Below are 13026 nucleotides of genomic sequence, written 5' to 3' on the forward strand. Positions count from 1 at the left end.
GTCCCTTCCCGGATGTCCATGAAAGAGATTCGCAAGCTGCCGGCTTCGGCGGGCGCCCAGTGGTTGCTGGATACGTTCGCGCTGTACCGGCGTGCGCCGCTGCAGCTGGCCCGGATCGGCCTCACCTGGCTGGTGGTCAGCTGGGTGGTCACCCTGCTGTCGACCCTGATCCCGGGTGCCGCCGGCCTGGCCGTGCAGTTGATGACCCTGGCCATTTCGCCGGTGATGTTCGGCGGCATGCTGTACGCGATGGGCGAGATCGACGAGGGCCGTCCCGGCCTGGCCTCGCACCTGCTGCAGCCGATCCGCGACCACCGCGTCAGCCACCTGCTGGTGCCGCTGGCCATCCAGGTGCTGGCGGTGCTGCTGCTGGGCGTGCTGCTGTTCCTGATGATCGGCCGCGAAGGCTTTGCCGCCTTCAGCGAGGTCATGACCAAGATGGAGCAGATCAGCCGCAGCGGCCAGCAGATCAGCCCGGATGATGCGGCGAACCTGGTGGCCAACCTGCCGGCCAAGCGCATCGCCCTGTGGCTGTTCCTGGTGTTCGTCACCGCGGTGGGCCTGTCGCTGGCGATGTTCACCCAGCCGGCGCTGGTGGTGTTCGACAAGCAGAGCGGCATGCACGCGCTGCGCCTGAGCCTGCAGGGCTGCATCGAGAACATCGTGGCGATGACCGTGTTCGCGGTGCTGGGCCTGATCGCGGCGTTCTGCGGTTACATCCTGTTCGTCATCGTCATCCAGATCGCGATGCTGATCGGCGGCCCGCTGGCGGCGGCGTTCATCGCCCAGCTGGTGCTGACCACGGTGGTGATGCCGCTGTACGTCGGCGCGGTCTATGCCGCCTGGAAACAGATGTTCGTCCACCGCGGCAACCGCGCCGCACCGCCGGTGCCGGCCACCCCGCCGCAGAACGACGTCTTCCACGCCTGACCTGGGTAGATCCACGCCATGCGTGGATGAAACGGATCAATGAAGAACGCCGGGCCATGCCCGGCGTTCCCGTATCAGGCAGCGGGCTTCTTCACCGCTGCAGACGGCACCAGCCAACGTGCGGCGTGGATGCCCAGCTCGTAGAGCAGGCACATCGGGATCGCCAGCATCAGCTGCGAGACCACGTCCGGCGGGGTCAGCACCGCGGCCAGCACGAAGATGCCGACCACCGCGTAGCCGCGGCCTTCCTTGAACTGCTGCGGCGTCACCCAGCCCAGCAGCACCAGGATCACCATCGCCACCGGCAGCTCGAAGCTGCCGCCGAAGGCGAAGAAGATCGCCAGCACGAAATCCAGGTAGGCGTTCGCATCCGGGGTGATCGCGATCACTTCCGGGCTGAAGGTGGTGAGGAAGTGGAACACCGCCGGCAGCACCAGGAAGTAGGCGAACGCGCAGCCGGTGTAGAACAGCAGCACCGACGACACCAGCAGCGGCACCGCCAGGCGCTTCTCGCGCGCGTACAGGCCGGGGGCGACGAACGCCCACAGCTGGTACAGCAGCCACGGCACGGCCACGAACAGGGCCACGAAGCAGGTCAGCTTCAACGGCGCGAAGAACGCACCGGCCGGGTTGGTGGCGATCATCGTCTGCCCGTTCGGCAGCTGCGACACCAGCGGTTCGGCCAGCGCGTTGTAGAGCTTCTGGGTGAACGGCAGCAGGCCCAGCAGCACCACGCCGAAACCGAGCAGCCCGCGGATCAGCCGCGCGCGCAGTTCGACCAGGTGCTCGACCAGCGAGCTTTCACCGAAATCATGGTCGCTCATGGCTGGCGCTCCGGCGGAACGGGCGCATCGGCCACGGGGGTGTCAGCAGGCGCGGAAGCGGCCGGCTGCGCTGGGGCATCGGGTGCTGAAACGACATCCTGCGCCGCCACGGGCGCCGGGACCTCATCGGCCAGGTGCGGCGGCGTCTGCGCCGGGGCCGGCGCGCGCACTTCCTGGGCCAGGTCATCGCCCTGCTGCTGTGCCTGCGCTGCCTCGCGCCGCACCGCTTCGCCGCTGGCGCGCAGCTGGCTCTCGGTGTCCTGCATGCTCTGCCGCACGTCCTGCATCTGCCGCTTGATCTCCTCGGCCTGCAGTTCGCGCTCCAGCTCCTGCTTCACCGAGTCCCACTGGTTGCGGGCGCGACGCACCCACAGGCCGGCGAAGCGGGCCGCCTTGGGCAGGCGCTCGGGACCGAGCACCACCAGGGCGACCACCGCGATCACCAGCAGTTCGCTGAAACCAATATCAAACACCGCAACCGCTCCGGATCAACGCGCGTTGCGGTCGTGCTCGTCCTGCGCCGTGCGCGAGGCGTCCTGGCTGCGCGACTCGTCGCCCAGCTGCGCCGACGGCTTGTCGTCGTCGCGCATGCCCTTCTTGAATTCCTTCACCGCCGAGCCGAGGTCCTTGGCACCACTGGTCAGCCGCTTGGTGCCGAACACCAACAGAACCACGGCCAGGACAATCAACCAATGCCAGATGCTCAAACTGCCCATAAAGACACTCGTTACGTTGTGATCAGGCTGTCGAGCATAGCGCACCGGCTGTAAGCCGGCGCGCGTGACGAAAGTCAGTTGCCGCCCAGCGTCTCGGTGCGGATTTCACCGTCGCCGACCGGCTGGAAACCCTGCTGTGCCGGCGGCGGGTTCTGCGGCATGTTCTGCAGCGGCGCGGTGGTCGCTTCGGCCGGGGCCGCGACCGGTGCCTGAACAGGCGCCTGGACCGGCGGCGGCGGTGCGCTTGCAGTGCCACCGTTGCCGGTGCGGTTGTTGCGCGCGGCGTAGGTGGCTTCTTCCAGGCGGTCACGGAAGGCGACCACGTCCATCGACGGCGAACCGGCGGCGCGACCTTCGAAGATCATCCGCGGCGTGGTGTTGCTGCCGTAGGCGTCGAGGTTGGCGGCATCGTCGATCTGCAGCACCGCGCCATCCAGGGCGACGCCGGCGAACAAGCCGCGGGCACGCGACCACGACCAGATCTCGGCCTTCAGCTGGCCATCGGTGGCGGCGGCGGCATTGCGGCCCACCGGACCGGCGGCCACGCCGGCATCGGCGCCCAGGGTGAACTTGCCATTGACCAGATTGTCGAGGCTGCGGTCGTTGCGGAACACCAGCACCACGTCGGAGGACTGCACGCCGGCCTGGAAGCCGATGCTGCCGCCGGTGAGCTTGATGAACACCGGGTTGGACCAGGCGCCATTGGGCATGCGCACCGACATCAGGCCATGGCCACGGCGACCGCCGATGACCAGACCGGCCTTGATCGTGTCGGGAATGACGATGACCGCGCGGCCTTCGTCGAGCAACTTGTCCGGAATGCCCTGATCGGGAATTTCCTGGATTTCAGCCAGCACACGCACCGCGTTGCGGGCGCGCTGGTCTTCCTGCGGTCCGGCCATGGCCTGGCTGGACAGCAGGCTGGCGGCGATCAGCAGGGCTTGGATCGGGCGACGCATGGCGGGCTCCAGAAGTCAGTCCATAGGAAGATATAGCAAGTGACTGAAATTAGTAGCGTTGTGATGAATATCCAATGAGCGTGGCGCATGCGGATAAACGCCCTGCATCGACACGATCCAAACCCTGCATCCCGGCGCGGCATCGGATCGGCGACAATAGCCCTCATGCTCGACGCACCCGATACCGCCGTGCTGGCGGTCAACCTAGGCACGCCCGAGACGCCGACGGCCCCCGCCGTCCGTCGTTACCTGGCTGAATTCCTGTCCGACCCCCGCGTGGTCTCGATTCCGGCGCTGCTCTGGCAGCCGCTGCTGCGTGGGCTCATCCTGCCGCTGCGCAGTGGCCGTTCAGCCGCGAAGTACGCCATGGTGTGGCTGCCGGAAGGCTCGCCGCTGATGGTGCATACCCGCCGCCTGGCCGAGGCCATGCAGGCCCTGCTGCCCAGCCTGCGGGTGCGCCATGCCATGCGCTACGGCGCACCGGCGCTCACCGCCGAGCTCGACCGCCTGGCCGCCGAAGGCGTGCGCCGCATCGTCGTGCTGCCGCTGTACCCGCAGTATTCGACCACCACCACCGCCTCGATCGAGGACCGCGTGGATGACTGGCAGCGCCGCCATCCCGGCATCACCATCAGCCTGGTGCAGGATTACTCGGTCGACCCGGACTGGGTCGCCGCGGTCGCCGGCTCCATCCAGCGCTATTGGCAACAGCACGGCCGCGGCCAGAAGCTGGTGTTTTCCTTCCACGGCATTCCGCAGCGCCTGGCCGACGCCGGCGATCCGTACCCGCAGCGCTGCGAAGCCAGCGCGCAGGCCATCGCCAAGGCACTGGGGCTGGCTGCCGATGAATGGCAGCTCGGCTACCAGTCGCGCTTCGGCCGCGAACGCTGGCTGCAGCCCTACGCCGAACCGAGCCTGTGGGCGCTGGCCGAATCGGGCGTGAAGCAGATCGACGTGGTCTGCCCGGGCTTCGCCACCGACTGCCTGGAAACGCTGGAAGAAGTGGCGATGGGCTTCACTGAAACGCTGGCCGAGCGCGGCGCGCAGATGCGCTACATCCCGTGCCTCAACGCCGAACCCGAACACGCCCGTGCCCTGGCACGCCTCGCCGTGGCATCGCTGGCATGAGCCTGCAACCGTTCGCGATGGACGTGGCGGGCGCGCGCGTGGCGGGCCTGCGCGGCGGCACTGCCGGTGGCACCCGCGTGCTTGCCCTGCATGGTTGGCTGGACAACGCCGCCAGCTTCGTACCGCTGGCGCCGCACCTGGCCGAGGTGGAGCTGGTGGCCATCGACCTGCCCGGCCACGGCCACAGCGCCCACCTGCCGGCCGGCGCGGTCTACACCACACCGGCGGCGATCACCCACGTGCTCGATGTCGCCGACGCGCTGGGCTGGGACCGTTTCACCCTGATGGGCCATTCGATGGGCGCCGGCATCGCCAGTCTCACCGCCGCCGTCAGTGATCGCGTCGAGCGGCTGGTCGCCATCGAGGCGCTGGGCGGCCTGCGCGGGCCGGAAGAAGAAACCGCCGATCGCCTGCGCGAGCATGTGAATGCCACCCGCGCCCTGGCCCGCAAGCAGCTGCGCGTGTTCCCCGAACTGGCCGCGCCCATCCGCGCGCGGATGATGACCAACCAGCTCAGCGAAGGCTGCGCCCGCCTGCTGGTCGAGCGCGGCGTCGAGCCGGTGGAAGGCGGCTACCGCTGGTGCAGCGATCCGCGCCTGATGCTGCCCACCGCCATCCGCCTCAGCGAAGGGCAGATCGACAATCTGCTGCAGGCCATCGCCTGCCCCACCCAGGTGATCTACGCCACGCCGGCACAGTCCTACTATCCCGAGCCGGGGCGCAGCCAGCGCCTGCAGCACCTGCGCGACGGCCGCCTGGCGGTGTTCCCGGGCAACCACCATCTGCACATGGAACAGCCAGCGCAGATCGCCGAGGTCATCAACGGCTTCCTCGCCGTCTGATCGCGTTGCTTCACCGCAACCGCGGCTGAGCGGGAACCGCCGCGTGCGCTTCACTCCACGCGCGCGCGGCCGATAGAACAGTTGCGGGCCCCTGCGCCCGCAGCACGCGGGCCCGGTCGGGCCTGCGGCTGTTCGTGGTCCTGCAAGGAAGCCCGCATGTCTTTCTGTCCGCACCATCGCCCACAGGACGTGGCCCCGGTGCCTGCCTGCTCCACCTCCCCCTTTCGCAACCCTTGCCCTGCCACCGTCCCGCCGTCGCGCGGGCGGGTTTGCGGGGCCGTTGCCGTCCGTTGATCCAGGAGTCGCCGATGTCCATTGCATCCCCCCGTCCGCCCGACCAGGGCCGCCTTCCCTACCTGCAACAGCTCGCACGACGCGGTGATCGCCGCCTGCTGCTGGGCAGCGCCTTCATGGCCCTGCTTGGGCTGGGCCTTGCCGTAGGCAGCCAAGGCGGGCTGATGGCCGCGCTGGCGGCATCCGCCGTGCTGCCTGCCGCGTGGCTGGGCGGCCCGCAGGCCGGCACGCCGCTGGCCCGCAATGGCCTTGCGGTGCTCGTCGCCATCCAGCTCAGCCTGCTCTGCCATCTGGGTGGCCTCGGCCCGGCGTTGCCGATCGCCGTGCTGCTGGGGGTCCTGCTGGGTCATCGCGACCGTCTGCCACTGTGGCTGGCCGGCGCGGTCGGGGTGATCGCCCTGCTGCTGCCGCTGGTGCAGGGCGCCGCGGTACTGCCGGCCGTGTTGCACGCGGCGGCGCTGGCCGCGCTTGCGGCCGTGCTCGGCCAGACCGCCGCGCGCCTGCGCCAGCAGAGCGAGGCGCTGGGCCATGGCCCTCAGCGGCTGGCCGCCCTTGCCCGCGATATCGCCACCGGCGCCGACCTGTCCGCGCACGGCAACGTGCAGGATTACGCCGCAGGTTCGCTGGCCCACGCCCTGGCCGACACCGCCCGCCACGTGCAGGCGCAGCGCGAACGCCAGGTACAGGGTCATGCCGACAACGCACAGATCCGCCAGGCGTTGGATGTCTCGCGTACGGCAATGATGATCGCCGACAACGACCACGTGATCCGTTACGTAAACCATTCGGTGGTGGCCCTGCTGCGCAACCAGCAGGCGAACCTGCGCCAGGCCTTCCCCGATTTCGATGCCGAACAGCTGGTCGGCAGCAGCATCCATCGTTTCCACGCCAACCCCGACCGCATCCGCGCCATCCTCAACACGCTGCAGGTCACCCATAACGGCAAGATCCAGATCGGCCCGGTGCACTTCGCCCAGGTGGTCACGCCGGTGTTCGATGCACAAGGCATGCGCCTGGGGTTTGCCGTGGAGTGGCATGACCGCACGCATGAGCTGACGCTGGAGAATTCAGTGGCCGGCATCGTGGCGGCAGCGGCGGCCGGCGATCTGGACCAGCGCCTGCAGGCCAGTGAGGGCGCCAGCTTCCTGGACGGCCTGACCGGTGGCATCAACCAGTTGATGGCGACGGTCGGCGGCACCGTGGAAGAGGTTCGACAGATGCTGGCCGCACTCGCCCGCGGTGAGCTCGACCGGCGCATGGAAGGCGAATACCACGGTGCGTTTGCCGCGATCCAGCGCGACGCCAATGTCACGGCGACCCAGCTGGCGCGCATGGTCGGTCGCATCCAGCGCAGTGCCGGCGCGATCCGTGGTGCCGCCAACGAGATTGCCTCCGGCAACGATGCATTGTCCGAGCGCAGTGAGCGCCAGGCCGCGCACCTGCAGGAGACGGCCGCGTCGATGGAGGAACTGACCGCCACCGTGCGGCAGAACGCCAGCCACGCACGCCAGGCCAGTGACCTGGCCAGCACCACGCAGGGCGCGGCCAACGAGGGCAACGTGGCCATGCAGCGGGTGGTCACCACAATGCAGGCCATCGAAGCCGCCTCGCGTCGCATCGGTGACATCACCGGCGTCATCGACGGTATCGCGTTCCAGACCAACATCCTGGCCCTGAACGCCGCGGTGGAGGCCGCCCGCGCCGGCGAGCAGGGTCGCGGCTTCGCCGTGGTTGCCAGCGAGGTACGCGTGTTGGCCCAGCGTTCGGCGGCGGCGGCGCAGGAGATCAAGAAGCTCATCGACGAAGCCGGCCGCGAGGTGGGCGAAGGCGCGCAGCTGGTGGCCGACGCCGGCCAGCGCATGCAGGGCATTGTCGGCGGCGTGCAGAGCGTGAGCGCGTTGATGCAGGAGATCTCCGCGGCCTCGCAGGAGCAGTCCAGCGGCATCGAACAGATCAACCAGACCGTGGTGCAGATGGACCAGGCGACGCAGCAGAACGCGGCCCTGGTTGAAGAAGCCACTGCCGCCGCACGCGAGCTGCAGGTGCAGGCGGGCACGTTGAGTGAAGCGGTTGCGGTGTTCCGGCAGCAGGAAACGCGGGAGATGGCGCTGGCCTGAGGCCAGACGCCCGGTTCCTGCTTTGTGCTTTGGGTGGGTGCCAACCGCGGTTGGCACCTTGCCTGTGCCGGCCAGCGGCCGGCACTACCGTCCTTGCTCCATGCACGCGGGCCGCTGCTCTGGTAGATGCCAACCTTGGTTGGCACCGCTGTTCCTGCAGGCGCCTGTGCCGCGCTTTTGCCGGCCAGCGGCCGGCATTACCGCTGTTGCTCCATGCCGTTTGCCGGCACGGCACATCCACGCACGGCGTGGCTCTACCGGGGAACGCCACGCGCGGAATCTCCCGCAGCATGATTATCCACGCGCAAAGAAAAAACCCCGCTGCGTGAGCAGCGGGGTTTTTGGGTGTAAACCCTGGCGATGACCTACTCTCGCATGGCTTGAGCCACACTACCATCGGCGCAGCTGCGTTTCACTTCCGAGTTCGGGATGGGATCGGGTGGTTCCACAGCGCTAATTTCACCAGGGAGTAAAACAATTAATAGTTGCTTGATCAAACGTCTGCAAGATGGACAATCATCCTTCCTGCAGGCGCCTTCACAAGATACCTGCGCATACTTTCAAAGATCAGGGGAAGTGGCCTCAGCGCCATTCCCGCGTGCTGCGAAGTTTCCTTCGTAGCGAGCCGCCCATTATAGCCGGCTTTTCCGCCTCGTCAACACCTTTTTTCAAGGCCGTCTCACCGGAGTGGACGTTGTTGCCGATGCCGCTTCGTCGTTGGACCCGAAGGTATTTCGTCGTTGCGAGCCGCCTATTATGCCGGACTTTTCGAGTCCGTCAACACCTTCGTTCGATCAACTCGTTCGCCGGTGTGGCGTCGCTGTTGGCGTGTCGCTTCCGAGGAAGTTGCCACGCCGCAGCAAGGGAGCGAATTCTAGAGATCCTGCAGAATTCGTCAACCCTTTTTTTCAGGAAGATGACAATCGCATCGCGTATGCAGTGCATGGCACGCGTGCCGGCATCCCTGCGGCGTTGCCCGCGCGTTGCGCGGTCAACGCCGCAAGCGCTATGTATGTACGGATGCATACAGAAGAGACAACGATGGGCACGCAGGTCAGACAGGTGTGGTGGCGCGATCTTTCGGTACCGGCAATCGTGGCCGGCTTCATCACGGTGCTGGTGGGCTTCGCCAGTTCGGCGGTGATCGTGTTCCAGGCCGCACAGGCCGTCGGCGCAGATCAGGCACAGATCGCGTCCTGGATGTGGGCGCTTGGCCTGGGCATGGGCGTCACCTGTATTGGTCTCTCGCTGCGCTACCGCGTGCCCGTGGTCACCGCCTGGTCGACCCCGGGTGCGGCAATGCTGGTGGTGGGTGCCGGTGGCGCCTCGCTGTCCGAGGCCACGGGTGCATTCCTGCTCGCGGCGGTGCTGGGCATGATTGCCGGCTTCTCGGGCATCTTCGCCCGGCTGATGCAGCGCGTGCCGATGGCGCTGGCGGCGGGCATGCTGGCCGGCGTGCTGCTGCGCTTCGGCCTGGATGTGTTCGTGGCGATGAACACCCAGGTCGTGCTCGCCCTGGCGATGTTCGCCACCTGGCTGGCCGGGCGACGCCTGTTCCCGCGCTATGCGGTGATCGCCACTCTGCTGGTCGGCATCATCATCGCTGCCAGCCGTGGCCTGCTGCACGCGCAGGACCTCCACCTGCAGCTGGCCACCCCGCACTGGGTGACGCCCTCGCTGTCGTGGCAGGCGGTGGCCGGCATCGCCCTGCCCCTGTTCGTGGTCACCATGGCCTCGCAGAACATCCCCGGGGTGGCGGTGATGCGCGCCTCTGGTTACAGCGCGCCCATTTCGCCGGTGATCGGCTGGATCGGCGTGGTCAATACGCTGCTGGCCCCCTTCGGCGCCTATGCACTGAACCTGGCGGCGATCACCGCGGCGATCTGCATGGGCCGCGATGCCCATGAGGACCCCGCGCGCCGCTACACCGCGGCCATGGCCGCCGGTGCCTTCTACATCCTGATCGGCCTGTTCGGGGCGACGGTGGCGGCGCTGTTTGCTGCCTTCCCCAAGGAACTGGTCGCCTGCGTGGCCGGCATCGCCCTGTTCGGCACCATTGGCAACAGCCTGGCCAGCGCCCTGGCCGTGGAACGCGACCGCGAGGCCGCGCTGGTCACCTTCCTGGTCACCGCCTCCGGCGTGTCACTGGCCGGCATCGGTTCGGCCTTCTGGGGCCTGGTGGCCGGCTCGCTGTGCCTGCTGGTGCTGCGCCCACGGCTGCAGGCTCAATAGGACGTCGGCAGGAACGCCAGGCCCACCAGCAGCGCCAGCACCGCAGCAAGGCTGAGCACCAGGCCCAGCCAGCTGACGTCGCCGCGCCGGGCCAGTTCCTGCTGCAGCGCGGCCGGGTCGCTGCCGGTCAGCGCGCGGGCCTGGGCGATCTGGCGCTGGCAATGCCGCAGGTACCAGTGGTTGGCGAACACGCCGGCGGTAACGCCCAGCGCCAGGCTTGAGATGGACGAGAAGGCCTCCGGCACGTCGAGCAGGGCTTCGGCCACGCTGCTGGCCACCAGCACGGCGACCCACAGCATCGCCACCCGGTACATGCGCCGGTACATCATCCACGGCAGGCCGAACAGGAACGCGGGCCAGTGCCAGGTGCCGGACGCATGGGGCACGCCCTGGTCCAGCCGCCAGCGCCGCCGGTAGACCGCGAAGTTGCGGCCGACCACTGCGGCGTACAGCGCCATGTCGCCTTCCAGCGGCTGGCTGTCCTGCGTGGGGCCCGCCAGCAGCGCCGGCGCCGTGTCGGGCGCGCGGTAGGGGTCATCGATCCCACGGTCGACGACAACCGCCGGGGCGGCGACGTCGGCCGTCTGGGGCGGCGGGTCGAGTTCGGCCAGCGGGCGCCAGGTCGGCATGCCCTCGCACCAGAGCAGGGTGGCGGCCCCTACCCTGCCCTCGGCCTGCAGCTGCCGCAGGCCGGCCAGGTCGACCGGCCCCTCGCGCTGGCTGCTGTTGGCGTAGTACCACTGTGCGTCCTGCATGCATCGCTCCTTGTCTGTAACGGGGCCCAGCTCAGGGCTGGGGCTGGCTGGACAGCACCTGCACCAGCACGTGGCGGCCGCCCGGGGCCACGGTCACGACATCCGGACCGGCGTTTGCAGCCTCCAGGCAGACGTACTCGCGCCAGCCATCGCCAACGTCGGCCATCTTCGCCGCCGCTTCAGCGCCGGGGTTCCAGGCCACCAGCGCGCGGCTGCCTTCGGTGCGCAGTTCGATGCGGCGCTTGAGCACCGGGTCGCGCAGCACGTAGCGGCCGCCGGCCGGGCTGTAGATGCGGTCGCTGCGGCCCGGATCGCGCGGATCGCGCAGGGACCACGGCCCCTGCTGGCGGCGGGTCTGGGCGTAGTCCTCGTACTTGTCCTGGTAGGTCACCCCGTCCACGCCGTCCACTTCCACGCGGGTGGCGTCGCCCACGCGGAAGTAGTTGTGCAGGGCCTGGGTGAAGGTGGCCGGTGCGCTGCCGGTGTTCTCGGTGACCAGCTGCTGGCGCAGTTCGCGGCCCACGCGCACGGTCATGCTCAGGCGCAGGCCGAGATCCTGCAGCGCCGGTGGCGCCAGGGTCAGCTCGATGCTGCCGTCGTCGAGGCGGCGCGCCTGCTGCAGTTCCCACGGCAGGGTGCGGACGAAGCCGTGCGCCGGCACGTCATTGCCCTGGCCCTGGCGGCCGAAGTACGGCCAGCACACCGGGCTGCCGCCACGGATGGGGGTTGGCAGCTCGGCCCGCTTGGGCGACAGCCACATCACGTCGGGCTGGCCCTTGGGCACGAAGGACAGCAGCTGGCCGCCGAACACGCTGATGGCGGCGGTGGCTTCGGGGGTTTCCACCAGCCAGGCATCGAGTCCCTGGAACTGGCCGCTGCTGACACCCTGGATCTGTTGCACGGTGGATCGACTCCGTAAGGCCGGCGACTGCGCGGCACTGTAGTTGGCGGGAAGACTGAAACGGGTGGGTGTGGCCGGCGTGCGCGGTTCGGCCTGCAGCGCGCGCAGGATGCGCTGGCCGGGGCGGCCATCGGCATCGGCCCAGCCCAGGCGGCGCTGCTCGACCTGGAGCGCGCGCCGGCTGGCATTGCCGATCATGCCATCGGCACTGCCGATATCGTGGCCACGGGCCAGCAGCAGGGTCTGCAGCTGGCGGCGCTCGTCGCGGCCGAGGCCGGGATCATCGGTGGGCCAGGCGGTCGCCAGGCCGTTGCCGCCGCGCAGGCGATCGGCCAGGGTGGCGATGGCCAGCGCGTAGCTTTCGGCGGCGTTGTAGCTGTAGATCGCATCGTAGTTGCGGAAAACCAGCAACGCCGGGCCCTTGGCACCGGCCGGCAGCAGCAGGGCCGCGCGGGCATCGGCCGGCAGGCCCTGCGGCGCGAGGGCGCTGCCATCCAGGCCGGTGATGCCCAGTGCGCGCCAGTCGGCCAGCGCGCGACGCTGGGTGCGCCCGGCCTGCGCCGTCTTGAAGCCCTCGGGAATGCGTACCTCCATGCCCCACGGCTCGCCGCTGCGCCAACCGGCGCGCTTGAGATAGTTGGCGGTGGAGGCGAGTGCGTCGGGAATGCTGGCCACCAGATCGCGGCGGCCATCGCCATCACCGTCGACGGCGATGCGCGCATAGGTGCTGGGCATGAACTGGGTGTGGCCGAAGGCGCCGGCCCAGGAACCGGTGAGTCCCTGCGCCTGCAGGTCGCCCTGCTCGATCAGCTTGATGAGCGCCAGCAGTTCGCCACGGAAGAAAGGCTGGCGACGGCCCGCACAGGACAGCGTGGCCAGCGACTGCAGCAGCGGACGCTTGCCGAACACGCGGCCATAATCGCTCTCCACGCCCCATACGGCGACGATGGTGGCCGGATCGACGCCGTACTGGGCCGATACCCGCTGCAGCAGATCACGATGCTGCTGCAGCATGGCGCGGCCATCGTCCACCCGCGGGCGATCGACCAGGGCAGCCAGGTAATCCCAGATCGGCGTGGTGAATTCCGGCTGCGCATCCAGCAGCGGCAGCACGCTGGGGTCGGGCTGCAGGCCGGCGGTGATGGCAGCGAAGCGATCCGCGGCGATGCCCTGCTTGGTGGCCGTGGCCTGCAGCTGCGTCATGCAGCGGGCGAAGGCCGGATCAGCGGCGGGTGTCGGTGGCGCCGTCAACGGCGCGGCCAGCGCGGCGGCCAGGCCGAGCGTGGTCATCAAGGGCATGGCGTCCTCCGTGTTGCCGGTGCTGGAGC

Annotated in this window: 11 protein-coding genes and 1 rRNA gene; 5 read left to right on the plus strand and 7 right to left on the minus strand. The window is 68.9% G+C overall.

The window, feature by feature from the left end; all coding sequences use genetic code 11:
• Nucleotides 1–18: 18 nt before the first annotated feature.
• Nucleotides 19–930 (plus strand): BPSS1780 family membrane protein, encoded by a 912-nt coding sequence (locus C1925_RS20555; protein ID WP_108770511.1) that lies wholly within the window; start codon nucleotides 19–21, stop codon nucleotides 928–930.
• A gap of 74 nt (nucleotides 931–1004) precedes the next feature.
• Here the strand turns inward: C1925_RS20555 and tatC are convergent, their stop codons facing one another.
• The 4 genes from tatC to C1925_RS20575 all read right to left on the minus strand — a co-directional run bounded on the left by tatC (nucleotide 1005) and on the right by C1925_RS20575 (nucleotide 3429).
• Complete coding sequence (gene tatC / locus C1925_RS20560) at nucleotides 1005–1754, minus strand: twin-arginine translocase subunit TatC (protein WP_108770512.1); 750 nt, start codon at nucleotides 1752–1754, stop codon at nucleotides 1005–1007.
• Nucleotides 1751–2227: a Sec-independent protein translocase protein TatB gene (gene tatB, locus C1925_RS20565; protein ID WP_108770513.1), complete on the minus strand. Its 477-nt coding sequence runs from the start codon at nucleotides 2225–2227 to the stop codon at nucleotides 1751–1753. The genes tatC and tatB overlap by 4 nt, the downstream gene beginning before the upstream one ends.
• A gap of 15 nt (nucleotides 2228–2242) precedes the next feature.
• The gene (gene tatA / locus C1925_RS20570; protein WP_108770514.1) at nucleotides 2243–2470 is read right to left on the minus strand and encodes a Sec-independent protein translocase subunit TatA; all 228 of its coding nucleotides are present in this window, start codon (nucleotides 2468–2470) and stop codon (nucleotides 2243–2245) included.
• Nucleotides 2471–2544: 74 nt separating this feature from the next.
• Nucleotides 2545–3429: a YSC84-related protein gene (locus C1925_RS20575; protein WP_108770515.1), complete on the minus strand. Its 885-nt coding sequence runs from the start codon at nucleotides 3427–3429 to the stop codon at nucleotides 2545–2547.
• A gap of 165 nt (nucleotides 3430–3594) precedes the next feature.
• Here C1925_RS20575 and hemH point away from each other — a divergent pair, with 165 nt between their 5' ends.
• From hemH to C1925_RS20590, 3 genes are all read left to right on the plus strand, one after another.
• Nucleotides 3595–4557, plus strand: coding sequence for a ferrochelatase (hemH, locus tag C1925_RS20580; protein ID WP_108770516.1), 963 nt, complete (start codon nucleotides 3595–3597; stop codon nucleotides 4555–4557).
• The gene (locus C1925_RS20585) at nucleotides 4554–5399 is read left to right on the plus strand and encodes an alpha/beta hydrolase (RefSeq protein WP_108770517.1); all 846 of its coding nucleotides are present in this window, start codon (nucleotides 4554–4556) and stop codon (nucleotides 5397–5399) included. Before hemH ends, C1925_RS20585 begins: the two co-directional genes overlap by 4 nt.
• A gap of 308 nt (nucleotides 5400–5707) precedes the next feature.
• Nucleotides 5708–7810 carry a methyl-accepting chemotaxis protein gene (locus C1925_RS20590; RefSeq protein ID WP_108770518.1) on the plus strand — a complete coding sequence of 701 codons (2103 nt, stop codon included), beginning with the start codon at nucleotides 5708–5710 and terminating at the stop codon, nucleotides 7808–7810.
• A 352-nt stretch (nucleotides 7811–8162) separates the two neighbouring features.
• Here the strand turns inward: C1925_RS20590 and rrf are convergent.
• Nucleotides 8163–8277, minus strand: a 5S ribosomal RNA gene (gene rrf / locus C1925_RS20595).
• Nucleotides 8278–8851: 574 nt separating this feature from the next.
• Between rrf and C1925_RS20600 the strand changes: the two genes are divergently transcribed.
• Nucleotides 8852–10042: a benzoate/H(+) symporter BenE family transporter gene (locus C1925_RS20600; RefSeq protein WP_108770519.1), complete on the plus strand. Its 1191-nt coding sequence runs from the start codon at nucleotides 8852–8854 to the stop codon at nucleotides 10040–10042.
• Here the strand turns inward: C1925_RS20600 and C1925_RS20605 are convergent.
• Together C1925_RS20605 and C1925_RS20610 are read right to left on the minus strand one after the other, a co-directional pair.
• Nucleotides 10036–10797: a GYF domain-containing protein gene (locus C1925_RS20605; RefSeq protein ID WP_108770520.1), complete on the minus strand. Its 762-nt coding sequence runs from the start codon at nucleotides 10795–10797 to the stop codon at nucleotides 10036–10038. The two genes, C1925_RS20600 and C1925_RS20605, sit on opposite strands and share 7 nt — an antisense overlap.
• Before the next feature lie 31 nt (nucleotides 10798–10828).
• Nucleotides 10829–12988: a lytic murein transglycosylase gene (locus tag C1925_RS20610; RefSeq protein ID WP_108770521.1), complete on the minus strand. Its 2160-nt coding sequence runs from the start codon at nucleotides 12986–12988 to the stop codon at nucleotides 10829–10831.
• Between the last annotated feature and the right edge of the window lie 38 nt (nucleotides 12989–13026).

This window comes from Stenotrophomonas sp. SAU14A_NAIMI4_5 (assembly GCF_003086795.1).
Lineage (GTDB): Bacteria > Pseudomonadota > Gammaproteobacteria > Xanthomonadales > Xanthomonadaceae > Stenotrophomonas.